Below are 26,466 nucleotides of genomic sequence, written 5' to 3'. Positions count from 1 at the left end.
GATCGAGGTACGCAGTATTCCCCGGCCGACACGAACCGGACCGGCCCAGGGTGAGGCAGCCCCCGACCGTACGCGAGGTCAGGGCTCGAGGGCCGGAAGACCAGCGAGCCCCGTGTCGCGCATGATGCGGTCGACGGTGTCCGACAGGGAGCTGTCGGCGTCGATGACCGTCTCGACGGGTCCGGGCAGCAGGTCGAGCGGCCGGTACCAGTCGCGCATCTCGTTCTCCCCGTACTCGCCCGCCTGGGGCTTGGTGGCGTGCCGGGCCAGGGTCTCGTGGAAGGGGACGTCCAGGTAGTAGCCGTGGGTCGGCCCGCGGTGTTCCTCGCGCAGCCGGTGCAGCATGGCCCCGTAGTGCTCGGTGTAGAGGATCCCCTCGAGGACGACGTGGTAGCCGGCGTCGAGCGAGTAGCGGGCGACGACGTCGATGAGGCCGATGTTCGCGGCCGCGGGCCGGTCGCGTTCACGCAGCACGACCCGGCGCAGATTGTCCTGCCCAACCAGGGCCACGCCACGGCCGAACCGTTCCCGGATCCCCGCGGCGACGGTCGACTTCCCCGACGCCGAGTTGCCTCGCAGCACGATCAGCCGGGTCTGTGCGGTGCCCACCATCATCTGGGGGACGCTACCAAACCACGGCGATCGCAAGCGGCGCTATCCGATGGCGACCACGCGGGCCCACGCGGGCGGCGAGTCCGGCACGTATTCGGGGTCGTCCTCGTCCCACGACTGGTGCCGGGGAAAGAGGCCGACCACCGTCCGGCACGCCGGTCGTGTACTCGGCCAGGGGGTCTGCCCGTCCGTCAGGACCACGATGACGTCCGGCCGGGCTCCCGCCCGGAGGGCCTTCGCGAAGCCGCTGCGCAGATCCGTACCCCCACCCCCCACCAGCGCGATTCCCTCGGCACGGCACAGGGGATGGGCGATGCGGGCCGCCGCGTCGCACGCCACCACGGTGACCAGGTCCCGACGGCCGCCCACGGCACGGCTGATCGCGGCGACCTCCAGGAGCGCGCTGCCCAGCTCGGCGTCGCTGACGGAGGCGGAGGTGTCGATGACCACGGAGACCCGGGGCGGCCTGCGCCGCAGGCTCGGCAGAACGGTGCCGGGCAGCCCGGCCGAGCGCCGCGACGGGCGGCCGTACGAGTAGTCCTCGCCCGCGCCGGAACCGGAGGCCGCCGAACGGACCGCCGCTCCCAGCAACTCCCGCCACGGCTGCGGCGGGTGGAAGGCTTCCTCCGCCCAGCGCTTCCACCCCTTCGAGGCACTTCCCGGGCGGCCCCTGATGCCTTGCGCCACCCGGAACCGCACCGCGTCCCGCTCCTGCTCGCTGAGTCCGTGCGCGCCGTCCTCCCCGAGGTCCCATTCCCGTTCCAGTCCGTCGACGCCGCTGCCGCAGTCCAGCCAGGCCATGTGCTGCGTACGGGGCCCGAGCGTGAACTGGCGCAGGTAGTCCTCCATGAGCTGCCCCTCGGACAGCCCCAAGGACAGCGGATCGACCGCGTCTTCCGGCCGGACCAGCCCGTCGCCGAAGACGTCGTCGTTGATCTCGCAGTCCGCGGCGATGTTCATCCGCAGCCGCTCCCCCGGGCCGGTCAGTCCGCGTTCCCGGGCGACCCGGTCGCTACGGCCGTGGTGGTCGCGCAGCAGGTGCGACACCTCGTGCACCCACACCCCGGCGAGTTCCTCCACCGGCATGCGGTCCACGAACGCGGGTGAGACGTAGCACCGCCAGTGCCGGTCGACGGCCATCGTCGGTACCCGCCGAGACTCGACGGTGTGCAGGGCGAACAGCGCGGTCGCCAAGTAGGGCCGGACCCGGGCGGCGTGCAGCCGGGCGGCGAAGAGCTTGTCGAGGTCCAGCGCCTCCGGTGCCGCCCCGGTCATCGTCGGCCCTTCGTGCCCGCGGCGGCCCGGGCGGCCGCCTGGTCCGCCCGTCGGGAGAGGGACACCGCTCCGGCGAGCCGTTCGATCGCGGCCGGTACGTCCCACTCCTCGCGGCGCAGCGAGGCGAGCGTGGACGCGGGGACGACCACCAGGTCCGGGGCTCCCGTCTCCAGCGCCCGGACCAGGAGCGCCCATGCCGCGTCCCAGCGGGTCCTGTCCGGGCGCTTGCGGACCGCTTCCACCACGCCGTCGAGTACGGCTTGGCGCAGATCACCCCGCTCGGGCAGGACCGCGCCCGCCGGATCGGCGAGCAGGACCTCGGGGTCGGGGAGGTCCATCCGGTCCAGGCTCGCCAGCAGCTCCAGCCCGGGGCCGTCCCCCACCGTGCCCCTGACCAGCAGGGACAGTACGTCCCGGGAGGAGCCGGCGGCGGTCGCGAAGGCGATCAGGCTCAGGGTCATCTCCCAGCTGCGAGGTGACGGCCAGGGGCCGCCCCGGCGGGTTTCACCACTGGGCAGCCGGTGTACGAGCCCGGGGCGCGCGGCGAGGAGCCCGCACACCGCGCGGCGGGCGAAGTCCACGGCCCGCGGCAGCATCGAAGGGTCGAGCCGTGGCAGTGTGGCCCGGGGCCACGTCCCGCCGAGGCCGCGTACGACGACGTCGTGGTCGTGGGTCCACTGGAGGTGGACGAAACGGTTCGCCAGCGGCGGGCTCAGCTCCCAGCCGTCGGCCGCCGAGGACCGCGGATTGGCCGCGGCCACGATCCGGACCCCGGGCGGCAGTTGGAGGGCGCCGATCCGCCGCTCGAGGACGAGGCGGAGCAGGGCGGCTTGGACGGCCGGCGGTGCGGTGGACAGCTCGTCCAGGAACAGCAGCCCCCGGCCGGCTCGTACGAGACGTACGGCCCAGTCCGGCGGGGCCATCGGAACGCCCTGTGCCGCGGGGTCGTCCCCGATGATGGGCAGGCCCGAGAAATCGGACGGCTCGTGGACGCTGGCGATCACGGTGGTCAGGGGAAGGTCCAGCGACGCGGCGAGCTGGGTGAGGGCCGCGGTCTTGCCGATTCCCGGCTCGCCCCACAGCAGTACGGGCAGGTCGGCGGCCACGGCGAGGGTCAGGGCCTCGAGTTGGGTGTCCGGGCGAGGTTCGGTCGTGGTGTCGCGGAGCAGGGTCAGCAGCTCGCCGGCGACGTCGAGCTGGGGGACGTCGTCGGTGGGGTCGGTGGGGGTGCTGCGTACGGCGAACGGGGCGTATGCGGGCATGTTCGATCACCTTTCGTAGGTTCGTGGTGCGCTGGGGGAACGGCGGGTGCGCAGTGCGGTCGCCGGGTCAGCGGCCTGCCGTATGGCGGGGATGCGAGCGGTGCCCGCGGGGGCGGCCGGGGCCCGGGCGGATGCGGCCGGGCCCGGGGCCGGTCAGGCCGGCCCTGAACAGCCCGTACGTGATCCGCTGCCGCGCGGCCGCCTCCAGCTCGTCCCGGAGGGCGCCGTCGCGCAGCAGTGCGTCGGGGCCCAGCAGGCTCTCGACGACGGCCAGCGCACCGGCGGTGTCGCCGTGGTCCAGGCGTTCGCGTACGCCGGTGAGGCAGTCCGGACGCCGGTGTGCCTCGTCGATCGCCTGCAGACAGGGCAGCGGAGTGCCGGTCAGGGCAACCAGCAGTTCCTCCCGGCGGATCTCGGCCGGGTCGTGATCGAGCGGGGCCAGTACCCCGTCGACCAGCCCGATCCGGTGCCGGGCCCCACGACACTCGACGAGGTGCGGTCGGCCGCTGCGTTGCGGGACCCGGGACGGGCCGGTCGGCGCGTGATCCGGTACGAGTGCCGACGCGACCAGCGGGTGCAGCCGGTCGGCGTCGATCGAACCGGTGCGGAGCAGTTCCAGGTCGGGAAGGAGCCAGGTCGCCGCGTCGGGCAGGACCGGGGGCGGGCGGGCGCCAGGGTGCGTGGACGCCGCCGGGATTCGTAGCGCGGGCGGCTTGTTGGCGGCGCTGTCGTCCCGGCCGCCGCTGCCGTCCCTGTCCGCGACGAGGCCCAGGTCCGGGCCCAGGTCCAGGTCCAGCCTCTGCCGGGACCCGAGCCGTACTGTGAAGGTACGGGTGGAACACCCGTCGGCCCGGAGCAGGATCCCCGCCTCGGCCGCCCACCGGTCGACGGCACAGCGGCGCCCCTGCGGCAGGAGCCCGAGCACGTCCGGGTCCGTTGCGGGGGTGGCGTCGGCGGGCAGGGGGGCGGCCCCTGACCGGATGCGGAGCTCATCGGTCCGGCGGGCGTCCCACAGGTGGCGGTGCAGGTCGAGGCGGAACCGGGGGTGGGGGTGGGGATGCGGATGCCGGCGGGCGGCTGCCTCGCGGTGAGATCCGTCCCAGAGCGCGAGGCTGATCCGCTGACCGGCGTCCGCCCACGCCGGCGGCGTCCGGGCCACGAGGTGCACCGGGCGTGCGCCGACGGAACCGGGAGTGTCGTACCGGGCCAGGGAGAGGGTCAGGCCCGGGCGCAGCAGTCCGTCGGGAGCGATCCTGGGCATGTGCCAGCGCAGCAGGTCGGGGACCAGGTTGCGGAGATCGGCCCGGATTCGGGCCGCGAGTTCGCGCCCGTGGGTACGCGCCGTGGAACGCAGGTTGAGATCGACATCGATGCCTGCGGCAGCACATGCCCCGGCCCAGTCGCCGGCAAGGCGGCGGGCGGTCGCAGTCTCGATCATGGACGGCGGCACGGCGAACTCGCGCACGCGCAGCCAGAGGGAGAGGTGCCAGAGGGAGAGAGGGGATTCCTCGTTCGCGGTGTGAGTGGCCATCAGCACTCACCTTGCGCGGACGGGACCCCCATTCTGTGAGCGGTGTGGGTCGTCATCGCGATGACCATACGGGCCCTCGCCCTGGTCTGCCAGGTGTTTTTCTCAGGGCCGTACCGCTCAGCGCGCCACGTGGGCCGCATCCTGCACGAGCGGATGTGCTGCGCGCCCAGGGGGTGGATGCCCCATCACGGTTCACGGCCGTCCCGTAAGCAACTCCGCAAGCCCGTCCACGAATTCGGTGAGCCAGTCCAGTCGCGGTCCGCTGCGGGCGACCCGAAAACCGTGGCGGCGCCCCAGAACGCGGCCTGGACGGCATGGAACTGGGACCAGCGCTGGACGCGCTCCCGGTCGAGTTCCGCGGCCTCGGCGAAGACGTCCAAGACGCGATGGACGGCCTTGCGCGGGTCATCCGCTTCAAGGAGCGCCAGGGCACGTGACTTGAGCAGTGTGCCGCCGTCGTAGGCGGGGTCTCCCACGTAACCCTTGGGATCGACGGCCAGCCACGGCTCGCGGTCGGCGCGCAGGATGTTCCGGGCATGGAGGTCGCCGTGGATGAGGGTGTCCGGCTGGGCCCGGCCCAGCTCGCGAACGGTCGCCACGGCGGCGTCCACCACGTGATCCCGCAGGGTGTGAGCCAGCTCCTCGGCATCCTTGCGCAGCTGCTCCTCCCAGGCGTCGGCCTGCTCTTGCAGCCGAGGCAGGCCGGAGGGTGCGGGGACGGCCAGGCGGCGATTGAGCCGCCCGGCGACCGTCACCACCTCGTCGCCGTCGTCGATCTCCGCCAAGGTCGACGCCTGGATACGTTCCGGCAACATCGCGAACTGCTCGTCGTCGCGCTCGTACAGCACGACGGCCCCGCGCCCACCCCACGCGGCGAACGCGTCCGGCTCATGCACGTTGCCGGGGTGCGGAAAAGACACCTTGAGCACAGCGGTGCCCTCAGCCCGCCGTTGCACCGGAACGATGACGCCAACGCCCCCGTGCATGACCTCCCCGTCCGGCACGCAGCCCCAGCGCCCCAGCAACTCATCCACGATCCGGGGCAGTTCGGCGAGCCACTTCACCCCGGCATCGCCATCGCGCTCGACCGTGCTCCGCGCGAACTCCTCCGGCATCGCGATCACCCGGGCACCTTACCGCCGGCCCCGCCCCGAGTCGCATCGCCCGCAGGAGGCACACGCCGTGCTCCACCTCGCGAAGGCCGGCTACACCAACGGCGATGTGCTCACCGTGGACGGCGGATGTCACACCCTCCGACGGCCGGCTCTCACCGGGACCGGTGTGCCACGAAGACGCACGTTCCCCAGAAGGCGTTCACCGGATCCGTGGGCCGGATGGCCCGATCCGTGGTGAAGCCGTGCTCGGCGAGGAGGCGCACCCAGCCGGATACGGAGTACATGTGCCGGACGGTCCACAGGGACCGGGCGGGACCTGTGCGTACGAGCATCCGCCGGCGCCCCTCCGGCATCCCCGGCGACCGGGTGAGGCACGAGAAGACGAGGCGACCGCCGAGGCGGATGCGGTGGGCGAGGACGGGCAGCAGGTCTTGCGGATCTGCGAACCACATGGCTCCGAAGACGGAGTACGCGATGTCGAGGTCGGGCAGGTGCGCGGCCGCGGTGACCGCATCCCCGAGCCACCACTCGACCTGGTCCACGTCGGCGAACGTGAACGCGGCGTCACCGAGGCGGACCGGCGACACGTCGATGCCGAAGCCTCGGGCGATCCCGCACCCGGCCAGGCCCGCCAGGTGCCGGCCCTGCCCGCAGCCGAGCTCGGCGACCATGGCGCCTCGTACGTCACCGAGGAGTTCCGGCCCCGGTCCCGGGGCCGGACGGAACAGCCAGTCCAACCGCCTGGGCGTCGGGGGCCGGCTGCTGACGATGGCGTCCCACGTCCGGGCGTTCAACGCCGCGTCATGACCGCCGCGTGTGGTCCGGTCCACGGTTGGTACCTCCTCGGTGGGCGAGCACACCTTGCACCTGCGTACGGGGTCCGAGGTGCCGGACGTCTCGTCGCGTCGGCAGTGTACGAAGTCCGCTCGGTGGGGATGCTGCCCAGCCTCATCGCCGGCACCACTCGGGCCGGCAGCGGCAGCATCGGTGCAGGGACGAGGACCGCGGGTGGGTCCCGCACGGTCACCGTGCCCGACAGCTTCACGGGCTTGACCCGGGTACGCCGCTGGTGACGCGCCGCGCTACGGCCCTCCCGTGGGGAGTGCGGGAGGGCCGTGTGCCCGGGATGGTCCGGAGCCACACCATATGCGCGGGTACGCGCAACGCGACAGGCATATGACAAGAGAACTTCCGGAGAGCGGTCGATGCGACTCAGGTCGCAGGACCGACCCGACCCGAGGGTGACGCCACGGCGCCCGAGCGCCTTGACGATGGCGACGTGAAGGCGATGAGCACATACGTCCAGATGTCCCTCTGGGAAGCCCTCCTGGTGCTGGGAGCAGTCGTGCTGGTCCTGGCGCGGTGGCTTCCGCCCGGGCTCCGCAGACCGGTCACCGTCGCCGCTCCGGCGGTCGCCGTGGGGGCCGGGGCGGTGCTCGGCGTGATCGGGCTGCGCTGGCAGATGGTGCCGGTGCTGGCCGGCGCGGCGGTCGCCCTCCCCTTCGCCCTGTCGCCGCTGCTGCGAGGGCGTACCGGGCGGGCGGCGCGCAGGGCTCCGTGGTGGCTGGCGCTCCCGGGATCGGTGGTGTGCCTTGCACTGATCGCCGTGGGCCCGGCAGCGGTCTGGGCCCTGCCCACCCCGGCGTTCCCCGAGCCGACCGGATCGTTCGCGGTCGGCACCACCGTGCTGGAGCTGACCGACCCCGAGCGCCCCGAGACCGCCACCGCCGCACCCGAGGACCGGCGTACGGTCGTCGCCCAGTTCTGGTACCCGGCCCGGAAGGACACCGCGGGGACCGGCCGCGCCCAGTACCTCGGACGCACCGCACACGAGGCGCGCGTGGTCTCCGACGCCCTCGCGGACTACGCCGGTCTCCCCCGCATCCTGCTGGACGCCCTCCCGCGCGCCCACACGCAGGCGGCGTTCGACGTACCCGTGGCCGGCGGCGGAGAAGGGTTCCCCGTCGTGCTGTTCTCCCCGGGCCTGGGCGGGGTCCGTACGCAGAACACGGCCTGGGCAGAGGAACTGGCCGGCCACGGCTACGTCGTCGTCGGCCTCGACCACCCCTACGACTCCGCCGCCGTCGTGCTCACCGAGGGCCGCACGATCCGTACGAACGTCTCGGCGACCGGCGACGACGCCGAGGACGAGAAGCGGGCGGCCGGCTGGACGGCGGTCCGCGCCGCGGATCTCAGCTTCATACGCACCCAGCTGGGCCGCATCCACAGCGGCGAGATCGCCGGACCGCTCACCGGACACCTCGACACCGGCCGCGTCGTCGCAGCCGGCCACTCCCTCGGCGGCGCCGCGGCCCTGCAGGCGGCCCGCCAGGACCCCCGGTTCGCCGCCGTCATCGACCTGGACGGCGCTCCCCACGACCCGGCGCCGCAGCCCTTCCCCCAGCCGGTACTCGCACTCACCCAGGCCATCGGCCCGGACACCGACCCGGATTACCTCCCGCGCCTCACCCGTGTCCTCGACCTCGGCACCGCCACGAGCTACCGCCTCACCGTCCCCGGAGCCGCACACCTCACCTTCACGGACGCACCCCTCTACCTGCCGCCCCTCCCCTCGCTCGTCGGCTCCCTGGACCGCACAGCGGGCCCACGCATCACCGCCGCCGCGAGCCTCGCCTTCCTCGACAGCACCCTGCGCCACACCGCCGGCGACCCGGCCACAGCCCTGTCCGCGTACGGCACCCTCGTCGTCCACCGCCCGGGCGGGGGCCCCAAGTCCACTGCCTGAACAGTCCGTTGATCTCCCGGCGGGCCTTACGCGCGGCACATATGCTCCCCCCTTACGTCAGTACCTCCAGCCGTAAGGGGACCGCCGCGTGAGTGTCCGTATTCAACCCTCCTCTCAGGTCGACGAGACGGCCGAACTCGGGGACGGGACCACGATCTGGGATCTGGCCCAGGTACGGGAGGACGCGCGGCTCGGGCGCGACTGCATCGTGGGGCGGGGGGCGTACGTCGGACCCGGCGTACGGATCGGCGACAACGTGAAGCTGCAGAACTACGCACTCGTCTACGAGCCCGCCGAACTCGGCGACGGGGTGTTCATCGGCCCGGCCGCCGTGCTCACCAACGATTTCTCTCCGCGGGCCGTCCACCCCGACGGCCGGCAGAAGCGCGGCGGCGACTGGGAGGCAGCCGGTGTCGTGGTCGCCGAAGGGGCCTCCCTGGGGGCCCGTTCCGTGTGTGTGGCCGGGGTGCGCATCGGTCGCTGGGCGCTGGTCGCGGCAGGCGCCGTGGTGTCCCGGGACGTACCGGACTTCGCACTGGTCGCAGGGGTACCGGCCCGCCGCATCGGCTGGGTGGGCCGGGCCGGGGTCCGCCTGGTGGAGCGCGCGGGCGAACCGGGCGTGTGGGAGTGCCCGCGCACCGGTGCGCTGCACGAGGAGAAGGACGAAACCCTGGTCGAACGGACCTGACGGCACGTCGGCAATTTGGGTCGGCGGCATTTCCTCAAAACCGCAATCAACGAACACCCTTGGGCATACCTTGTCCCTGTACACGGGATCTGAGCAGGCAACAGGCTTTGTTCAGTGGGGGGTTGTACACGACGAGGGCATCGCGGACCAGGTGACGGACGGCGCATCATCGCGCCCGCCCGACGCTGCCGTTCGCGCGTGCTCCGGTCCGGGGCATCGCTGGGGGGATCCAGTGGGCGGCCCCGGACGGTCCGTGCCATCGGGGGAAACACACCGCCGGCACGTGCGCCGTCATGCGCAGTCCCCTCCGCGGAACGACGACCGCCAGGTCTGTCCGAGGAGCGATCAGAGGGGGTGGGTGTGTTGGAGCCGTACAGCTCGGACATACGAGGTGCGCGCAGCACACAGGGAACCGGGGTGGGGACCCGGTGACCGCAGCACGAGCAGCACGAGCAGCACGATTAGAAGCACTGGCCCTCGAGGACCCGTCGCTGCACGCGCTCGCCGAGCGGCTGCTCGCGCTGGCCGAGGCGGGACTGCCCGACATGTACCTGCCGGGCTCCGACACCTTCGTGTTCACCCGGGCGGGGACGGTCACCTCCGACGGCGTCCGCCGGATGGAGGGGCGCGGAACCAGTACCCGGTACGCGGCCATCACCGCGCTGGGGGCGCGGTTCCTGCCCGAGGAGCGCCAGCGCACCCTGTTCGGCGGACACAGCGTCGAGGAGTACGCGGGACTGCTGGTGGAGCGGCTGCCCGTGGTGACGAACCTCGGGGACGCGGCTCTCATCGCCTGGACCGCCGCCGAGACCGGCCACCCGAAGCTGGCGGACGCCCTCGCGCGGATGGCCGCGCTGGACGTCCCCGGACGGCCGCAGTACACCGTCGAGGCGGCATGGGTGCTCTCCGCCCTCGCCGCGGCCCGTACGTCGGCGGACGTGGAGCACCGCCTGGCGGTCGCCCGCGACCGGCTGCTTGCGGCCCGGGCGGTGGGCAGTCCGCTGTTCCCGCACGCCACCGGACCGGGGCTGGTCCCCGGATACCGCTCCCACGTCACCTGCTTCGCCGACCAGACGTATCCGCTCCAGGCGCTGGCCCGGCTCCATGCGAGCGGCCCGGACCCGGTGGCCCTCGCGGCCGCCGACGCCTGCGCCGCCCGGATCTGCGCACTCCAGGGGGACGGCGGACAGTGGTGGTGGCACTACGACGCCCGCACCGGCGGTGTGGTGGAGGGCTACCCCGTCTACAGCGTGCACCAGCACGCCATGGCCCCGACCGCCCTCTTCGACCTCGCCGACGCCGGGGGCACCGATTTCGGCGCCGCCATCCGCCGGGGTCTGCGCTGGATGACGGAGGTGCCCGAGATCAGCGGGCCCGACGGCACCCCGCGCGAGCCCGTGATCCTCGAGAAGTACGGGGTCACCTGGCGCAAGGTGTACCGCGGCGACCCGGCCAAGGCCGTCCGCGCCGCCCGCGGAGTCACCACGAAGGTGGCCCCCCAGGCGCGGCTGGCTCCGCTCGACCGGATCTTCCGCCCCGTCGTGATCGACCGCGAGTGCAGGCCGTACGAGTTCGGCTGGCTGCTCCACGCCTGGCTCGGGGGGTTGCACAGATGACTGCTCACCGACCGTCCCGCCCGGCCCTCTTCGGGGTCAGGCTCGACGCCCTGACCATGGACGAGACCGTACGACGCTGCCTCGACGCGGTGAAGCGCGGCGAGCAGATCGAGATCGGCATGGTCAACGCCGCCAAGCTGGTCAACATGCGCCGGGACCCCCGCCTCGCGGCGGCGGTCTCCGGCTGCGACCTCGTCCTCGCCGACGGCCAGGCCGTGGTGTGGGCAGGCCGCGTCCTCGGCGTCCGGCTGCCCGAACGGGTCGCGGGGATCGACCTGTTCATGCGGCTGCTGGCCGCCGCCGAGAGCGCGGACGTCCCCGTCTACCTGCTCGGCGCCCGGCAGGACGTACTGGACCTGATGCTCGGGCGGATCGCCGAGCGCTTCCCGGCACTGCGCGTGGCCGGGAGCCGCAACGGCTACTTCGACGACGCCGACCAGGCCGAGGTCGCCGACGCCGTCGCGGAGAGCGGCGCCCATCTGCTGTTCCTCGGCATGACCTCGCCCAAGAAGGAGATCTTCACCGCGGGGTACGGCAAGCGCACCGGCGCCCACGTGGTGCACGGCGTCGGAGGCTCCTTCGACATCCTGGCCGGCATCACCAAGCGGGCTCCCGCGGTCTGGCAGCGCATGGGCCTCGAGTGGTTCTACCGGGCCCTGCAGGAGCCGCGCCGCCTCGGCAAGCGCTACCTCACCACCAACACGGCCTTCCTCCTCATGACGGCCCGGGAACTCATCCGCCGCACACCGTCTGCCGTACCGTCTGCCGGTTCCGCGAACAGGAGTCACTGATGCGCGTCGTCGTCGTGGGACAGGGATACGTAGGCCTCCCGCTGGCCATCAGGGCCGCCGAGGTCGGACACCAGGTGGTCGGGTACGACGTGGACGCCCGGCGGGTCAAGAGCCTCGCCGCCGGCGAGTCGTACGTGGAGGACGTCTCCTCCGAACGGCTGACCCGGGCGCTGGAGCGCGGCGCCTACCAGCCCAGTGAACTCGCCCGCGACTGCGGCGGCTTCGACATCGCGGTGGTCACCGTCCCGACCCCGTTACAGGACGGCGCCCCCGACCTGCGCTACATCGAGGAGTCGGCGCACACCCTGGCCCGCTTCCTGCGGCCCGGCGCGACCGTCGTCCTGGAGTCCACCACCTACCCGGGCACCACCGAGGAGCTGTTCGGCCCGATCCTGGAGGACGGATCCGGCCTCACCGCCGGAGCCGACTTCCACCTCGGCTACAGCCCGGAGCGGATCGACCCCGGCAACACCGTCTGGGGCTTCCAGCAGACGCCCAAGGTCGTCTCCGGTGTGGACGCCGCCTCGCTCAAGGCGGTCGAGGCCTTCTACGGAGGCCTCGTCGACAAGACGGTGCCGGTGCGCTCGCCCAAGGAGGCCGAGCTGGCGAAGCTGCTGGAGAACACCTTCCGGCACGTGAACATCGCCCTGGTCAACGAGATAGCCATGTTCGCCCGCCACCTCGACATCGACGTGTGGCAGGCCATCGAGGCGGCGTCCAGCAAGCCGTTCGGCTTCATGAAGTTCACCCCCGGGCCCGGGGTCGGCGGACACTGCCTGCCGATCGACCCGTCGTACCTGTCCTGGCGGGTACAGCGCGAACTCGGCCAGAACTTCCGCTTCGTCGAGCTGGCCAACGACATCAACAGCCACATGCCCGAGTACGTGGCGCGCCGCGTCATCGACGCGCTCAACGCCAAGCGCCGATCGGTCAACGGCTCCCGGATCCTGCTGCTGGGGCTGGCGTACAAGAAGAACACCGGCGACGCACGGGAGTCGCCGGCGGTACGCATCTCCCAGCTGCTGCTCGACATGGGCGCCAGGGTGCGCGCGGCCGACCCCCACGTGGTGGAGGGCCTCAAGGCCGACGCCCGCCTCGTGCGGGTCGAGCCGACGCGCAAGGAGCTGGCCTCCGCCGACGTGGTCGTCCTGCTCACCGACCACGACGCCTTCGACTACGCGATGATCACCGAGCACGCCTCCTTCGTACTGGACTGCCGCAACCGGGTCTCCGGTCCCGCCGTGGAGGTGCTCTGACACCATGCCCAGGATCATCTGCGTGGCCGGAGCACGGCCCAACTACATGAAGATCAAACCGGTGATGGACGCGCTGGAGCGCCGCGGCGCCGAGGTGATCCTCGTCCACACCGGGCAGCACTACGACGAGTCCATGAACGACGTGTTCTTCCGCGACCTCGGCATCCGTTCCCCCGACCGGTACCTGGGCGCCGGGTCCGGCACCCACGCCCAGCAGACCGGCCGGGTGATGGCGGCCTTCGAGCCTCTGGTCGACGAACTGGCCCCGGACGTCGTCGTGGTGGTCGGCGACATCAACTCCACACTGGCCTGCGCCCTGGTCACCGCGAAGGCCGGCCCGCTGCTGGCCCATGTGGAGGCCGGACTGCGCAGCCGGGACTGGGGCATGCCGGAGGAGGTCAACCGGGTCGCCACCGACCGCGTCAGCGATTACCTGCTGGCTCCCTCCCCCGATGCGGCCGCGAACCTGCGGTCGGAGGGGTACCGGGAGGACCAGATCCACATCGTCGGCAACGTCATGATCGACACCCTGTTCGCCAACCTGGACCGGGCCCGCGCCTCGGACGTCCTGGACCGGTACGGGCTCACCCGGGGCGGGTACGGCCTGGTCACCCTGCACCGGCCGGCCAACGTGGACGACCCCGGGGCGCTGCGCGGCCTGCTGAAGGCACTGGGCGAGGTCGCCGACCGCTGTCCGCTGCTGCTGCCCGTGCACCCGCGGGCGGCGCAGCGGCTGGAGGAGACCGGAGTCCCCGGCGGGATCCGGGTGGTCCCGGCGGCCGGATACCTCGACTTCATCGCCCTGCAGGACGCCGCCCGGGTGGTGCTCACCGACTCCGGGGGCGTCCAGGAGGAGACCACCGCCCTCGGTGTGCCCTGCGTGACGCTGCGGGAGAACACCGAGCGGCCGATCACCGTCGAGGAGGGCACCAACGTACTGGCGGGCACCGACCCGGGGCGCATCACGGCCACGGTGACCCGGGTGCTCGACGAGCCGCCCGCGGCGCGCTGTCCCGTGCTCTGGGACGGCCGAGCGAGCGAGCGCATCGCCGGGGTCCTGCTGGACGGCGGGACGGCGCGGACCCGGCTGCGGCCCACCGACCTGGTGCCGTAGCGCCCGTACGGGCCGGCGAAGAGGGCAACTCGGCAACCCCGCAGGAACGCAAGAACGCAAGAACCGTAATCACCAGAGGAAAGAGCGGCGGCGCGTGGAGGACACGACGCCGCCGCGAGGGGGAAGACCATGGATCTCGCGGAGATCTGGCGGGTCATGTGCAGGCGCTGGTACGTGCTGCTGCCCGGACTGCTGCTCACGGCCGCGCTCATCGCCGGCGTGTACGTGCTGGTCCCGGTGGAGTACCGGTCACAGAGCACGGTGACCCTCCTGAACTCGAAGAAGGCCACGGTGGCCTTCGACGGCAACCCCTTCCTGAGCACCCAGGCCTCGCTCACCGGCATGGCCGACGGCCTGGCCCGCAACCTCAACTCCGACGACTCCCGGGCGGACCTCAAGTCCCAAGGCGTCACCGGGGAGTACGAGGCGAAGATCGCCGACAACGCCCAGGGGCCCTTCATGTGGCTGAGCGTCACCGGCACCGACCCGGCCGCCGTCCTGAAGTCGGACCAGGTCTTCACCGCGTACGCCGAAAAGCGGCTGCAGGAGTTCCAGGCCCAGCAGTCGGTGACGGCGGAGGCCATGATCCGCATGGCGACGATCGTCCCGCCCCAGAAGCCGGAGGCGCAGACCAAGACCCGGCTCCAGTACCTGATCATGGCCGGCGCACTGGGCTTCGTCCTCAGCCTGGTGGCCACCTTCTTCGTGGAGGCCCGGCGCCGCAGGCCGGGCAAACCGGGCCGGCACCGGCCGGGGCAGGCCGAGGCCACCGCGCTCGGGGGCACCGAGTCCGAGGCGGTGCCCGACGCCGCGGACTCCGGCGCGAGTGCCTCCCGTACGGCCCGGGCATCTGCCGGATCTTCGCCGTGACGGGGGCCGACACCGGTGTCCGGGCCGGTCCGACCGACGCACCGTCGCTGGGGCGCAAAGTCGGGTCCGCCGCCCGGTGGAGCCTGGTCAACACCGTGGTCATGCGCCTCGGCAACTTCGTCACCGGCATCATCCTCGCCCGCTTCTTCCTCGGTCCCGAGGCGTGGGGCGTGTACGGGATCGCCCAGACGGTGCTGCTGGTCCTGCTCTCCGCGAACGAGCTCGGCGTCTCCCTCGCCCTCGTGCGCTGGGAGGGCGACCCGCGCCGCTTCGCCCCGACCGTGCTCACCCTGAGCGCCACCTCCAGCTGCCTGCTGTACGCCGTGCTGTTCACGGCCGCCCCGGCGGTGGCCCGGGTGCTCGGCTCGCCCGAGGCCTCCGGGATCCTGCGGGTGATGTGCGTGTGCGTGGTCCTCGACGGGCTGTCGCAGGTACCCGCCGGGTTCCTGACGCGGGATTTCGCGCAGGGCAAGCGGATGGCCGTCGACGCCGTCAACTTCGTCCTCAGCACGGGGGTGACCCTGCTGCTGGCCGTCGAGGGGTGGGGCGCGATGAGCTTCGCCTGGGGCTCCGTGGCCGGCAACGCAGCCGCTCTCGTCGGCTGCTGCCTCGCCGCGCCGGGCACCCTGAAGTTCGGCTGGGACCGGGAGCAGGCGCGGGCGCTGCTCCGCTTCGGGCTCCCGCTCGCCGGGGCCAGCATGCTCGCCCTCGGCGTCGTCAACGTGGACACCATGGTGGTGGGGTCCGCCCTGGACCAGCTGGCCCTCGGCTTCTACGTGCTCGCGTTCAACATCTCCGGCTGGCCCGTGCGGATCATCTCCGAGGCGGCCCGCCGCGTCTCCTTCGCCGGGTTCTCCCGGCTCGCCGACTCACCGGGGGCGCTGGCCGGCGGATTCGGCCGCGCCCTGGGGGTGGTGATGACCGGCACCGTCCCCCTCTGCGTCCTGCTGGCCGCCCTGGCCGGGCCGATCGTCGGGCTCGTCTACGGCGACCGCTGGCTGCCCGCAGCCGCCGCGCTGCCCTGGCTGATGGCGCTCGGCATGGTCCGGATCGGCTGCGAACTGGCCTACGACTGCCTGGTCGCCATCGGCCGGCGCCGCTCGCTCATCGGCGTCCAGGGGCTCTGGCTCGTCATCCTGATCCCGGCCCTGGTGATCGGCGCCGGCGCCGGCGGGATCGTGGGCGTGGCCCAGGGACACGTCCTGGTCGCGGGCGCCGTCGTGGTGCCGGTGTTCCTCGTCGCGCTGCACCGCGGCGGCGTGGCCTTGCGCACCGTGGCCCGGGCCTGCTCCTGGCCCTTCCTCGGCGGCGCGGTGATGGCCGCCGTGGTCCTCGGCCTGGAGCGGCTCCTCGGCGACGGCGTGATCGCGCTCCTCGCGACCGCGGCCGCGGGCACCGCCTGCTACGCCCTGTGCATCCTGCCGAGCCTCGGCTGCCTGCGCGGCGCCCCGCAGGCAGCGGGGTAGCCGCAGTGTCAGGCGACCGCAGGCGCCTCGTGGCCTGGCTGCTGGCCGGGCTCGTCCTGGCCGTCGTGCTGGCGCTGTACGACGCCGACCGGACCGGGGTGAGCGAACCCTCGGCCGGGCCGTGCCCGGACAGCGCCCTCCAGTGCCCCGGCGCCACTCCCCCGCCCGAGCCCACGCCGTCGGCCTCGCCCTCCGCAGACCCGTCGGCATCGGGCGGTCCGAGCCCTTCCGCCAGTACGGCGCCGCCCTCGGCCACACCCTCGCCGGGTACGAGCCCGCGGCCCGGCGGCCCCTGCTCCTCGCCCGGTGCCTGCGGATTCCCCGACGCCCGCACCACCGGCCCGCGGATCGCTCTGGAGCCGCACGACACGGGGAACATGTCCGTCAAGACCGACGGCATGGTCATCAAGGGCTGGGACATCCGCGGTTCCCTGGACGTCTACGCCAACGACGTCACGATCATCGACAGCCGGATCACCTCGACGAACTGGTGGGGGATCAACCTCCGCCCCGGTTACAGCGGCCTGCGGGTCCTGCACACCACCATCACCGCCGTACCGGGCAAGGGTCCCGACAACGGCGGCGTCGACTACGCGGTCTCCAACATGGGCGGCAGCTCGATCGAGGTGGGGTGGTGCGACGTCTCCGTGTTCGGCAACGCCCTCTCGATGGGTCAGGGCGAGCTGCACGACAACTACGTGCACGACATCGTGCCCTTCCGCAACCAGGGCGGCGAGTGGCAGCACACCGACGCCGTCATCAGCGGCGGCGGCAACAAGGGCCGCCTCACCATCCGCCACAACACCCTGCTGAACCCCGTCCCCGTGGAGCAGGGCGCCAGCGCCGCCATCGGGCTCTTCGCGGACACGGGCAGCGTCTCCTCCGTGGTCGTGGACGGCAACTGGCTGGCCGGCGGGGCGTACGCGCTGTACGGCGGCGGGCCCGGCGCCACCGGCATCCAGGTCACGGACAACGTGTTTTCCGCCCAGTACCACCCCAACGGGGGCGCCTACGGGCTGGTGGCCGCCTGGAACGCGGGCGGGGCCGGGAACGTGTGGCACGGCAACCGCACGGCCGACGGCCGGCCCGTGGTCCCCGAACCGACCTCCTGAACGCCCTGCTTCCCGACGATCGAGAGGACATGATGCACCGTATCGCCCGGGCCCCCTGGGAGCTGCTGAAACGGGCCTTCGGCTGGCTGGTGCTTTTCGAGGCCAGGAACAAGGTCCTGCTCGCCCCCTCCGCCGTGCGGCTGCGCCGTCTCGAGGACGCCGAGACCACCCGGCTCGCCGTGGTCCTGGGCAGTCCGCCCGCCGCGCTCGTGGCCACCGTGATCGCCACCCACCGGCGTCCCGAGGCGCTGCGCGCGGCGGTCCGCTCGGCCCTGGGGCAGACCGTGGCCGACCAGGTGGTCATCGTCGTCGACGACGGAGCGGGACTGCCCGAACTTCCGTCGGATACCCGGCTGTTCGCGGTGTCGCTGGCACGCAACACGGCCACCGCCGGAGTCGTGCGCAACGTGGGGATACGGCTGACCCGCTCGCGGTACGTGGCCTTCCTGGACGACGACAACCTGTGGGAGCCCGACCACCTGGAGCAGGCCCTCGCGGTGCTCGAGCCGCCCGGCGGCCCCGACGCCGTGTACACCGCCCTGCGCCGGGTGCTGCCCGACGGCTCCGAACACGACGTGCTGTCCGTGCCGTTCGACCGGCGCCGCGCCGCCCGCGAGGCCTTCCTCGACACCAACGCCTTCGTGGCGCGCCGCACCCGGTCCCTGTACTTCAGCCGGCTGCGGCGCACGCCCGAGGTGCTGCCGCGCGAGGACTGGGAGCTCGTACGCCGCTACGCGCGCCGTCACGAGGTCCGCCACGTGCCCCGGCCCACCGTCCGCTACCTGGTCAACCCCGAAAGCTTCTACACGGCCTGGGACGGGCAGACGCCCACCGGGTGACGCGGCGGCCTCGTTCAGGGCCCGGGCGTGGCGCGCAGCGCGGCCGGGCTGGCCAGCGCCCGCGCCGCCGCCCGGCTGGCCGGCCGGCCGAGCGCGGCCCGCGAGGTCTCGCGCAGCAGTACGGCCCCGCGGAAGGCGGCGGTGGCCGCCGCCCCGTGCCGACGGCCGTAGAGGCGTACGCGGTTGAGGGTCAGCAGGGTCCACAGGCGGGGCGAGACCTGCGAGTCACCCCCGAGGTGGACGGCGGAGGCCGCGGGTTCGAGGCGGGTGGCGAAGCCACGGTCCCCGGCCCGCAGGCAGTACTCGGTCTCCTCCGAGTACAGGAAGAAGGATTCGTCCCAGGCCCCGCAGGCATCCAGGCAGTCCCGGGAGAGGGCCATGAGGGCGCCGGTCGCCCAGTCGGCGACGGTGGCCCGCTCGTACGCCGCCGGGTCGGTGACCAGCTCGCTCCACCGCGGGAAGCGCCCGGCCCGCCGGTTGCCGATCACCGCCTCCCCCAGGGCGCGCGTGACGCGCGACTCCCGGCGCAGCGAGTGCTGGAGGGTGCCGTCCTCCTCGTACAGCAGCGGGACGCTGATCCCGACACGGCGGCCGCCGGACAGGGGCGCGTCGAGCGCGTCGACGAGGAGTGCGGCGCAGCCCGGCCGCATCCTGATGTCGGGATTGCACACGAGGGCGGCGCCGAAGCCGCCCTCCCATGCGGCGGCGGCCGCCAGGGCGGCGTTCACGCCTGCGGCGTACCCGGCGTTGCGGCCGGTCTGGACGACCGTCGCGTCCGGGGCCAGCGACCGGACCAGCTCGACGGTGTCGTCGGCCGAGTCGTTGTCGGCGACGACCAGGCGCCAGTCGAGCCCGGCCAGGCCCGCCGGCAGGGAGGCCAGGAACTCGGGGAGCACCCGGGCGCTGTTCCACGTGACGACGAGGACGGCTACGGGACCGGCTGCGTGAGGTCGGGCCGGCGGGCCGGGATGGCGGCGGGAGGACATGGGGACTCCACGGTTCGGGGCTTCGGCGCGCCGCGCCGGATGAAGCCGAGGTAACTGCCTCCGGCGGCGATCGTCAGGAAGAACATCCCGGCGAACATCGGGAAGCTGAGGGCGTCGAAGGTGGCGCTGCTGACCAGGGCGACGAGGGCCGAGGCGAAGAACGCCTGGCCGAGCTCCCGGTCGGACTCGTCGGCGGCGAGGCGGCGGATGGCTCCGCCCTGGTGGGTGCCGGTGAAGAACAGCGCCAGGAGCGCGAGGAGGCCCAGCAGGCCCATCTCGGCGAGGGTCAGCATGTACTGGTTGTCGGTGAAGAAGTAGAGGTCCGGCGTGAAGGTCCCCAGGCCCCGCCCGAACAGCGGGCGTTCCTCCAAGTAGGGGACGATCGCGCTGTACTTGACGGTGCGGGCTTGGGTGCTGCTGTCGGAGTTCGACAGGAAGGACCCGAACAGCGTGGTGATCGTGCCGATCAGCCCGGGGACGAGGACCTTGAAGCAGGCCACCGAGCCCAGCAGGAGGCCGATCGCGGTCCAGCGCCGCTGCGGCTTCCAGCGCGGCACCATCACCAGCACGACGATGAGCGCGCCGATGATGGAGGTCCGCGACACGGTCAGCGGCAGGGCGCCGCCCATCAGGGCCACGGGACCCCAGCGCCGCCAGCGGCTGAGGTGGCTGCGGACGGGGTCGAAGGCCTGCTGTACGGCGAAGGGCAGCAGCAGGGCGAGCATGCCGCCGAATTCCAGCGGTTGCGCGGTGGTGGAGCGCGGTCTGGTGAACGCCCCGCGGTCCAGGGTGGTGATCTGCGCGACGCTCGAGTGGAGCCCCGGGATGCTGATGTGTTCGGCGATGTTCGTCGCGGTGAAGAAGTCGTAGTAGCCGATGGCGGCGACCACCGATCCCATCACCACGGCCCGCCGCAGCAGGACGTCGAGGCGGCCCCGGTCCTGTACGCCGGCGGAGACCAGCACCACGATCGACACCCAGACGAGCAGCCCGATCAGGCCGCGGTCCGCCCCCAGCACCTCCTTGTGCGAGCTGCCGCGGGTGGCGTTCGCGAGGTACGAGGCCAGCACCGAGACGGCCAGCAGCCACATCACGACCCGGGGCAGCCGGGTGCCCGCGGCCGGACGGATCCGGCCGGTCAGCCAGGTCGCGAGGTACCAGAACAGACCGAGGAGCGCAAACACGTTGGCCGGGGTGCCCACACCGCCCATGCCGGGCAGGGTCAGGTTCGACGGGATGAAGAAGGCCAGCCCCAGGTAGCCGCTGAGCAGAGCGGCGGCGTCCGGCTGCCGGCCCCGAAGCCTCCTGCGGACGGGCGCTCCGGGTGCGCCGGCCGCGGCGGCCTCGCGCCTGCGGCGGCGGGCCACGAGCAGGGTCTCCGTCACGAAGGAGAGCGTGAAGCCGGCGGTGACGGAGGCGATGACCACGCCCAGCACCTGCTGGTAGCGGCTCTTGAGCTGGGGTTTGGGGGTCTGCGGCAGCACCACCGGGGCCGTCTGCACGAAGTACGCGGGCTGCACCTTGGCCGCCGCCTGGAGCGCGTTGAGCTGCTCTCCGGCGAAGGTGGTGAGCGTACTGGTCTCCTTGAGCACCTTCGCCCGGTCGGTGCCGGTGACGGTCAGGGTGAGCATCGGGCCCGAGGTGTTCGCGGCGAAGCCGACCGTGTAGGGGTCGGTCACGCCGAGGCCGTGCAGGTCGCGCGCCGCGTCTGCCCCGGACAGGGTCCTGATCAGCACGTCCGCGGTCACGACCAGGGAACCGCCCGCGTTCGAGAGGGGGTTGCCGAAGGCGGGGGCCAGTTCGGCCACCGCCGTGGAGTCGAGCAGTGCCACCGAACTCTGCGACTGGTACGCCACGGGCACCGACCGGTACAGGTGCAGCCCCGCGAGGAGTCCGATCAGCGTGAGGGGCACCATCACGTACCAGCGGCGCCGCAGCACCGCGGCTATTTCACCGATGCTCACGAACACTCCTTCGCGCCTGCCGGAACCGATGGCGGGCCGACCCGCGTCCTGGAAAGATCGAACGCGACGGAAGGAATCCTGTGTCGCCTGGTGAGTTGTTCCGCACGCTCCGCCGCCGCTGGTACGTCCTGGTCCTGGTGGCGGTGCTCGCGGGCGCCGGGGCCCTGCAGGTGCTCCGCCCCACCCGGACCCACGTGAGCTCGGCGATCGTCGTGCTCAAGCCGCCGGTGACCGGCAGCCAGCCGAACCAGCTCGCCAATCTTCAGCCGCCGCTCGCGGCCGTGTCGTACGCGGCGGTCCAGCAGCTGGAATCCCCCGCCGGTGCGGCCGAGTTGCGTGCGGCGGGGGTGGGCGGCCCGTACCGGCTGATCCCGCGCAACAGCGGCACCAGCGTCACCCCCCGCTATCTGATCCCCTCGCTCCAGGTGCAGGCGGAGCACGCGGAGCCCGCCGCCGCCAACCTGGCGGTGCTGAAGGTCGTCGAGGCCTATACGAAGCGCATCACGGCCATGCAGGCCGAGCAGCAGATCCCGGAGCCGGCGCGGATGAGCGTGACGCTCCTCGTACCGCCGACGGCGGTCGCGCAGACCGGGACCAAGAGCCGCGGGCTGGCCGGGACGGCGCTGCTGGCCGGGGTCTGCGGCGTGGCCGCCGCCCTGTGGACCGATCAGGTCGTGACGCGCCGGAACCGGCGCCGGCGCGAGAGCGCCGACACCGGTCCGGAGAGCGGGGCGGGGGCCGACGCGGGGGCGCGGAGCCGGGTGCCCGCGGCCGCGGCGGCCCGCTGAGGAAGCGGGCCGCCGGGCCGTTGGTGCCCCGGGGGCGGGGCGGTGGTGCAGTCGGCGCTGTCGGTACTGCTGGTTCATCAAATCCCTCGGCGTTTCCAGGACTGCCACCAGAGCCACTCGCGCCCCCGGTCGGCGACGGCCGAGAGCACCAGCGGCTGGAGGTACGGCATCACGCGCGCCCCGATCCGCCGCCGCCGGCGCAGCGCCCGGTATTCGCCGAGCGAGGTGTACTGCGGCAGGCACTCGGCGGCGAAGGCCTCCAGCTCCTCGACGGGAACCACCCCGGTGCGCCCGCGGTCGTACGCGCGGTAGGCGCGCCGCAGCGCGTACCGGGCGAGCCGGGTCCGCGCCAGGGCCGACAGCCGGCCGGCCTCCGGGAGCAGGCCGGAGCACTTCTCCAGGACGGAGTCGAAGGCGACGAGGCGCTGGCGCAGGTCGTCGAGCTGTCCGCCGAAGTCCGTGGTGGACATGTTGTTGCCGTGGACGCGGTAGAAGGCCTGGTCGGCCCCGCGGACGTAGCCCACGTCGGCGTGCGCCGCGAGCCGCATCCACATCTCGATGTCGCCGGCGTGCGGGAGGTCCGGGTCGTAGCCCCCGACCTTGCGCTGGAGGCTGGTGCGGACGACCACCTCGGGCGAGGTGATGCACCCGGTGCCCTCCCGGAAACGCCGCTCCAGCCACCACCGTCCCGGGTAGACCACCGAACCGGTGCTCCGGGTGCGGGCCGCGGGCAGCGGTCCGCCGTGCCGGAACCGGAGCGGCCTGCCGTAGGCGAAGCCGGCTTCGGGGTGGGCGTCGAGCAGCGCCGCGGCGCGTACCAGGGCCCCGGGGACCAGCCGGTCGTCGGCCGAGAGGAGGGCGACGTAGTCCCCGTCGGCCCACTCCAGCAGGCCCTCGTTGTAGGTGGCGATGTGGCCTTGGTTGCGCTCGTGGACTCGGACCTCGATGCGGGGGTCGGCGGCCGCGAGGGCGCGCGCGACCTCCGCCGAGTCGTCCGGCGAGGCGTCGTCGATGATCAGGACCCGTACGTCGACGCCTTCCTGCTCGTCCAGGACGCTCTTGACGCAGTCGGCCAGGAAGTGGCCGTACTTGTAGCAGGGGATCACCACGCTGACGGTGCTCACTGGCCGGACACCTCCGTGGAGCCGTCCGACGCGAGGCCGGCCGGCGCCGTGGTGGTGAACACCGGGCCGACCCAGTAGTTCACGGAGCCGAAGGTGTTGGTCGGGAAGGCGGTGGAAGCACCGTACTTGTAGAGGCCGTTGGCGCCCCCGCTGCCGTCGGCCGGGGCGACCAGCGGGTAGGAGCGGTGCGCGGCGGTGAAGTAGCCGCCGTCCACGGAGTACTTGCCGTTCGGCGCGTGGTAGGAGGCCACGTAGCTGGTGCCCGCGGTGATGGGCACCGGGGTGGCGAAGTGCAGCTGCTGCCAGCCCGACAGGGTCTCGCTGCCGAAGGTGCCGGTCGCGAGGAGCGTTCCGTCGGCCGACCACAGGCTGCCGGTGTGCGTGCCGGTGTTCCCGGGGCCCTTGTAGAAGGTGATGCCGGTGACGTAGCCGCTGACCGCGGACTGGAAGCGGGTGCCCAGTTCGACGGAGTTGGTGTCGTCGCCGACGTTGGCGGTGGTCGGCTCGGCCGTGGGTCCCCACAGGCTGCAGGGGCAGTTCACGGTGGGCGGGCTCGCGCTGGTGGTGAACGTCCAGGTGACGGGCGCCGTCATGGCGTTGCCCCACAGGTCGGCGGCCTGCACCGACGCCGTGTACGTGGCGTTGAGCACCAGCTCCGTGGACGGGGTGAAGGTGGCGCTGTTGGAGGCGCTGAGGACCTTGCTGCCCGGAACGGCGGCGCCGCCCGGGTCCTTCAGGGTGAAGGCGAGGGTGTCGGCGTCGATGCCCTCGCTGAAGGTGGCCTTCACCGCTGCCGTGATCGCGGTGCCGGTCGCCGCGGACTGCGGCGTGATCGAGGTGACGGTGGGCGGCGTCGTGCTCGCGGTGGAGGTGTCCAGGACCGCGTCGACCCAGTAGTTGCTGCCGGACGAGGCCGTGGAGGGGAACCCGCCCGTGGCGCTGTAGCGGTACACCCCGTTGCCTCCGTCGGTACCGCTGCGCAGCGCGGTCAGCGGGGCCAGACCCGCGTCGGCGTTGGCGAAGGTGTTGTCGAAGGAGTATCCGCCGTTGGGGGCGAAGTAGGAGGCGATGTACGTGGTGTTGGCCTTGACCGGGACCGGGGAGGAGAAGTTCAGCTGCTGCCAGCCTGACGCCGTCTCGTTGGTGAAGGTGCCGGTGGCCAGGCGCTGCCCCGTGCTGCTCCACAGGCTGCCCGTGTGGGTTCCGGTGTTGGCCGGGGACTTGTAGAAGCGGACGCCGGTGATCGAGCCGGGTGCCGAGGAGCGGATCTTCACGCCGAGTTCGACGGCGCTGCCGTCGCCGGCGTTGACGGTGCCCGGTACGGCCGCGGCCGGCCAGACGGTGCAGGGGCACTGCTGGGGTCCCACGGTCAGCGGCACGGTGGTGGTGGCGCCGATGTTGACGCTGTCGTCCACTGCGCGGACCTTGATCTGCACGGGGCCGGGGGTGGTCGGGGTCCACTTGTGGCTCCAGGACCCGATGCCGGTGGTCGCCTTCCAGGTGGTCCCGCCGTCGGTGGAGACCTCCACCCGGGCCACGACGCCGCCGCCGCTGTCGGTGGCGGTGCCCGTGACGGTCACCGGCCGCAACGCGGGCACCGTGGCATTGGGCGCCGGGCTGGAGACCGTGATGGCCGGGCCCGTGGTGTCCGTGGAGGCGGTCGCGACGACGAGGTTGCTCTGCAGGGACTTGGGCTGCACGCCCATGTCGGCGAAGACGTTCACCGTCGCCTGCTGCATCCGCTTGTCCTCGGTGACCACCGCGTCGTCGGGGTTGCCCGTCGGCATGTTGGTCAGGCCCCAGGACCACTGCACGGTGCCGGCGCCGAAGACCAGGGCGTGCGAGGTCTGGTCGCGGAAGGCGACCAGGCTGTGCGTGGCGGTGCCGTTCCCGTATGTGTTGCCGTAGTCGAGGCGGAGCTTGCCGTCGTTGATGTCCACCGTGGTGGACGACAACTGGATCTGCCCGGGCGGACGCGCCGCGTCCTCGACGTCGCTGTCCCATTCGTAGCCGAGCGTGCCGGCCGGGAACGTGGCGGTCTGGGAGGGGGTGAGGCTCGCGACGGTGGTGTTCCTCCACAGCCGCATCTTGGCGAACGCGCCGGGCACGGTGAGCGCGTCGCTGCGGTAGCCGTTCACGCTGAACAGCGAACCGGTCAGCTGGTTCTGCGGCTGGAAGGGCCGCCCGTTCGTGGAGCTGGCCGGGTCCATGAACGTGCCGGTCCAGGTCCCGCTCGGGTCGGGAACGCCGTTGGGCTGGGGGAAGGAGAGCTTGGTCTCCTTGTAGCAGACCAGCGTCCGGTCGGCCGTGGCCGCGCCGTCGATGCTGGGTGCGAGGCGGGTCTTCCAGAAGACCTCGTTGCCGCTGAAGTACGTCTGGTGGACACCGGCGCGGCGGGCGCTGAGCGCGTTGGTGAACTGGTCCTGGGTCCAGTACTCGTCGTGGCCCGAGGACATGAAGACCTTGTGGTCGCGGAGCTGGGTCGCGCCACGGGTCGACATGTCGATTCCGGACATGTAGCTCACGTCGTACCCGTTGCGCTCCAGCCAGGAGATCATCTGGTACTCGGATCCGTAGATCCCGTTCTCCCCGCCGATGTCCATGGGCCGGTTGTAACTGACCTCGTACGCCCGGCCGTCCGGCGCGGGTCCCCCGCCGTCGTACAGGTCCTGGCCGCCGTAGTTGTTGTACGCCTGCCAGGTCTGGTCGCTGGTCTGCACGACGATGTCGGAGTGGCTGAAGTCGTTGCGGACGACGAACGGATAGGGCATCACCCCGTTGCCGTCCGCCTGGTCGAGGTTGGCGATGTACAGGCCTGAGACGGCATCGGCCGGCACGGTCCACGTCGCGGTGACGGGCCAGTTTCCGCAGTCGACCAGCCCGGTGGCGGCCTTGGTGGTGCAGCTGCGCGGGTTGCCGCCCGGCAGGAAGTTCGCCGGGTAGGTCTGGGCCGCCTGCGCCGCGGTGGACATCAGGCGGGCCCCGTCACCCCCGTAGTGGCCCAGCCGGTAGACCGACACCCGGTACGGGGTCGGCGACTGGACCTTGAACTGCACCGTTTCGCCCGCCTGGACGCTCATCTGGGCGCTGAAGCCCTTGATGTCGCCGTAGGCGCTGGGCGCGAACCAGTCGGACATCGGTGTGCCCGGCTTGGAGTTCTCGCACACGATCGCGTTCGTGCCGGGACCGCAGGGGTCCACCGCACCCGCCACCGAGGACGGAGGTAAGACCGTGGCCATCAGGGCCGCGACCACGGTGAAGAGGCCGTACCGGATCAACCTTGTCCGTCTGTTCATCTGTACCTCTTTTTT

Annotated in this window: 20 protein-coding genes and 1 pseudogene; 11 read left to right on the top strand and 10 right to left on the bottom strand. The window is 72.5% G+C overall.

Translation table 11 applies throughout. The features are described 5' to 3' along the window. Nucleotides 1–78 precede the first annotated feature (78 nt). From IF09_RS0115810 to IF09_RS41750, 6 genes and pseudogenes are all read right to left on the bottom strand, one after another. Nucleotides 79–612, bottom strand: coding sequence for an AAA family ATPase (locus IF09_RS0115810; RefSeq protein WP_030296108.1), 534 nt, complete (start codon nt 610–612; stop codon nt 79–81). Between the two features lie 42 nt (nt 613–654). After that, complete coding sequence (locus tag IF09_RS0115805; RefSeq protein ID WP_030296106.1) at nt 655–1,887, bottom strand: DUF2201 family putative metallopeptidase; 1,233 nt, start codon at nt 1,885–1,887, stop codon at nt 655–657. After that, nucleotides 1,884–3,149, bottom strand: a complete 1,266-nt coding sequence (locus tag IF09_RS0115800; RefSeq protein WP_030296104.1) for an AAA family ATPase — start codon at nt 3,147–3,149, stop codon at nt 1,884–1,886. The genes IF09_RS0115805 and IF09_RS0115800 overlap by 4 nt, the downstream gene beginning before the upstream one ends. A gap of 67 nt (nt 3,150–3,216) precedes the next feature. Next, nucleotides 3,217–4,680, bottom strand: coding sequence for a hypothetical protein (locus tag IF09_RS0115795; protein ID WP_030296102.1), 1,464 nt, complete (start codon nt 4,678–4,680; stop codon nt 3,217–3,219). Between the two features lie 192 nt (nt 4,681–4,872). After that, nucleotides 4,873–5,804: pseudogene (locus IF09_RS40280) on the bottom strand (aminoglycoside phosphotransferase family protein). Between the two features lie 143 nt (nt 5,805–5,947). Next, a complete protein-coding gene (locus IF09_RS41750; protein ID WP_158709983.1) occupies nt 5,948–6,625 on the bottom strand; it encodes a class I SAM-dependent methyltransferase in 678 nt (225 codons plus the stop codon). Between the two features lie 458 nt (nt 6,626–7,083). On the opposite strand from IF09_RS41750, the gene IF09_RS0115775 reads away from it, so the two are divergent. From IF09_RS0115775 to IF09_RS41745, 10 genes are all read left to right on the top strand, one after another. Further along, nucleotides 7,084–8,541 (top strand): alpha/beta hydrolase family protein, encoded by a 1,458-nt coding sequence (locus IF09_RS0115775; RefSeq protein WP_030296098.1) that lies wholly within the window; start codon nt 7,084–7,086, stop codon nt 8,539–8,541. Nucleotides 8,542–8,629: 88 nt separating this feature from the next. Next, complete coding sequence (locus tag IF09_RS0115770) at nt 8,630–9,229, top strand: acyltransferase (RefSeq protein ID WP_030296091.1); 600 nt, start codon at nt 8,630–8,632, stop codon at nt 9,227–9,229. A gap of 428 nt (nt 9,230–9,657) precedes the next feature. Then, nucleotides 9,658–10,845 (top strand): hypothetical protein, encoded by a 1,188-nt coding sequence (locus tag IF09_RS0115765; RefSeq protein WP_030296089.1) that lies wholly within the window; start codon nt 9,658–9,660, stop codon nt 10,843–10,845. Beyond that, nucleotides 10,842–11,636 (top strand): WecB/TagA/CpsF family glycosyltransferase, encoded by a 795-nt coding sequence (locus IF09_RS0115760; RefSeq protein WP_030296087.1) that lies wholly within the window; start codon nt 10,842–10,844, stop codon nt 11,634–11,636. The genes IF09_RS0115765 and IF09_RS0115760 overlap by 4 nt, the downstream gene beginning before the upstream one ends. Beyond that, nucleotides 11,636–12,892 (top strand): nucleotide sugar dehydrogenase, encoded by a 1,257-nt coding sequence (locus IF09_RS0115755; protein WP_030296085.1) that lies wholly within the window; start codon nt 11,636–11,638, stop codon nt 12,890–12,892. The genes IF09_RS0115760 and IF09_RS0115755 overlap by 1 nt, the downstream gene beginning before the upstream one ends. Nucleotides 12,893–12,896: 4 nt before the next feature. After that, nucleotides 12,897–14,006, top strand: a complete 1,110-nt coding sequence (wecB, locus tag IF09_RS0115750) for a non-hydrolyzing UDP-N-acetylglucosamine 2-epimerase (protein ID WP_037634902.1) — start codon at nt 12,897–12,899, stop codon at nt 14,004–14,006. Nucleotides 14,007–14,135: 129 nt separating this feature from the next. After that, on the top strand, nt 14,136–14,876 hold the full coding sequence (locus IF09_RS0115745; protein ID WP_234321009.1) for a chain length determinant protein: 741 nt from the start codon (nt 14,136–14,138) through the stop codon (nt 14,874–14,876). Then, complete coding sequence (locus IF09_RS0115740; protein WP_234321007.1) at nt 14,873–16,342, top strand: oligosaccharide flippase family protein; 1,470 nt, start codon at nt 14,873–14,875, stop codon at nt 16,340–16,342. The genes IF09_RS0115745 and IF09_RS0115740 overlap by 4 nt, the downstream gene beginning before the upstream one ends. Before the next feature lie 5 nt (nt 16,343–16,347). After that, nucleotides 16,348–17,454: a lipoprotein gene (locus tag IF09_RS0115735; RefSeq protein WP_030296077.1), complete on the top strand. Its 1,107-nt coding sequence runs from the start codon at nt 16,348–16,350 to the stop codon at nt 17,452–17,454. Between the two features lie 29 nt (nt 17,455–17,483). Next, nucleotides 17,484–18,293, top strand: coding sequence for a glycosyltransferase family 2 protein (locus IF09_RS41745; RefSeq protein ID WP_234321005.1), 810 nt, complete (start codon nt 17,484–17,486; stop codon nt 18,291–18,293). Nucleotides 18,294–18,307: 14 nt separating this feature from the next. On the opposite strand, the gene IF09_RS0115725 is transcribed toward IF09_RS41745, so the two are convergent. Together IF09_RS0115725 and IF09_RS0115720 are read right to left on the bottom strand one after the other, a co-directional pair. Next, a complete protein-coding gene (locus tag IF09_RS0115725) occupies nt 18,308–19,279 on the bottom strand; it encodes a glycosyltransferase (RefSeq protein WP_051832490.1) in 972 nt (323 codons plus the stop codon). Further along, nucleotides 19,222–21,243, bottom strand: coding sequence for an O-antigen ligase family protein (locus tag IF09_RS0115720; RefSeq protein ID WP_078613273.1), 2,022 nt, complete (start codon nt 21,241–21,243; stop codon nt 19,222–19,224). The genes IF09_RS0115725 and IF09_RS0115720 overlap by 58 nt, the downstream gene beginning before the upstream one ends. A 95-nt stretch (nt 21,244–21,338) precedes the next feature. Between IF09_RS0115720 and IF09_RS0115715 the strand changes: the two genes are divergently transcribed. After that, nucleotides 21,339–22,031: a hypothetical protein gene (locus IF09_RS0115715; protein WP_063607383.1), complete on the top strand. Its 693-nt coding sequence runs from the start codon at nt 21,339–21,341 to the stop codon at nt 22,029–22,031. Between the two features lie 77 nt (nt 22,032–22,108). On the opposite strand, the gene IF09_RS0115710 is transcribed toward IF09_RS0115715, so the two are convergent. Beyond that, nucleotides 22,109–23,155, bottom strand: a complete 1,047-nt coding sequence (locus IF09_RS0115710) for a glycosyltransferase (RefSeq protein ID WP_030296058.1) — start codon at nt 23,153–23,155, stop codon at nt 22,109–22,111. Beyond that, entirely contained in the window at nt 23,152–26,451 is a 3,300-nt protein-coding gene (locus IF09_RS0115705; protein WP_030296055.1) for a DUF4082 domain-containing protein, read from the bottom strand. The genes IF09_RS0115710 and IF09_RS0115705 overlap by 4 nt, the downstream gene beginning before the upstream one ends. Between the last annotated feature and the right edge of the window lie 15 nt (nt 26,452–26,466).

Origin of the sequence: Streptomyces katrae, assembly GCF_000717655.1 — a bacterium.
Classification (GTDB): domain Bacteria; phylum Actinomycetota; class Actinomycetes; order Streptomycetales; family Streptomycetaceae; genus Streptomyces; species Streptomyces katrae_B.
Note: the sequence above shows the minus strand (reverse complement) of the source record. Positions and strands in the feature narration are given on the sequence as shown.

Bases quoted from the DNA above. Each gene is read 5' to 3' on its own strand.
- IF09_RS0115810 (WP_030296108.1), bottom strand. From the start codon at position 612: ATGGTGGGCACCGCACAGACCCGGCTGATCGTGCTGCGAGGCAACTCG.
- IF09_RS0115775 (WP_030296098.1), top strand. From the start codon at position 7,084: ATGAGCACATACGTCCAGATGTCCCTCTGGGAAGCCCTCCTGGTGCTG.
- IF09_RS0115705 (WP_030296055.1), bottom strand. From the start codon at position 26,451: ATGAACAGACGGACAAGGTTGATCCGGTACGGCCTCTTCACCGTGGTC.
- IF09_RS0115800 (WP_030296104.1), bottom strand. From the start codon at position 3,149: ATGCCCGCATACGCCCCGTTCGCCGTACGCAGCACCCCCACCGACCCC.
- IF09_RS0115795 (WP_030296102.1), bottom strand. From the start codon at position 4,680: ATGGCCACTCACACCGCGAACGAGGAATCCCCTCTCTCCCTCTGGCAC.
- IF09_RS0115745 (WP_234321009.1), top strand. From the start codon at position 14,136: ATGGATCTCGCGGAGATCTGGCGGGTCATGTGCAGGCGCTGGTACGTG.
- IF09_RS0115760 (WP_030296087.1), top strand. From the start codon at position 10,842: ATGACTGCTCACCGACCGTCCCGCCCGGCCCTCTTCGGGGTCAGGCTC.
- IF09_RS0115805 (WP_030296106.1), bottom strand. From the start codon at position 1,887: ATGACCGGGGCGGCACCGGAGGCGCTGGACCTCGACAAGCTCTTCGCC.
- IF09_RS0115755 (WP_030296085.1), top strand. From the start codon at position 11,636: ATGCGCGTCGTCGTCGTGGGACAGGGATACGTAGGCCTCCCGCTGGCC.
- wecB (WP_037634902.1), top strand. From the start codon at position 12,897: ATGCCCAGGATCATCTGCGTGGCCGGAGCACGGCCCAACTACATGAAG.
- IF09_RS41745 (WP_234321005.1), top strand. From the start codon at position 17,484: ATGATGCACCGTATCGCCCGGGCCCCCTGGGAGCTGCTGAAACGGGCC.
- IF09_RS0115725 (WP_051832490.1), bottom strand. From the start codon at position 19,279: ATGTCCTCCCGCCGCCATCCCGGCCCGCCGGCCCGACCTCACGCAGCC.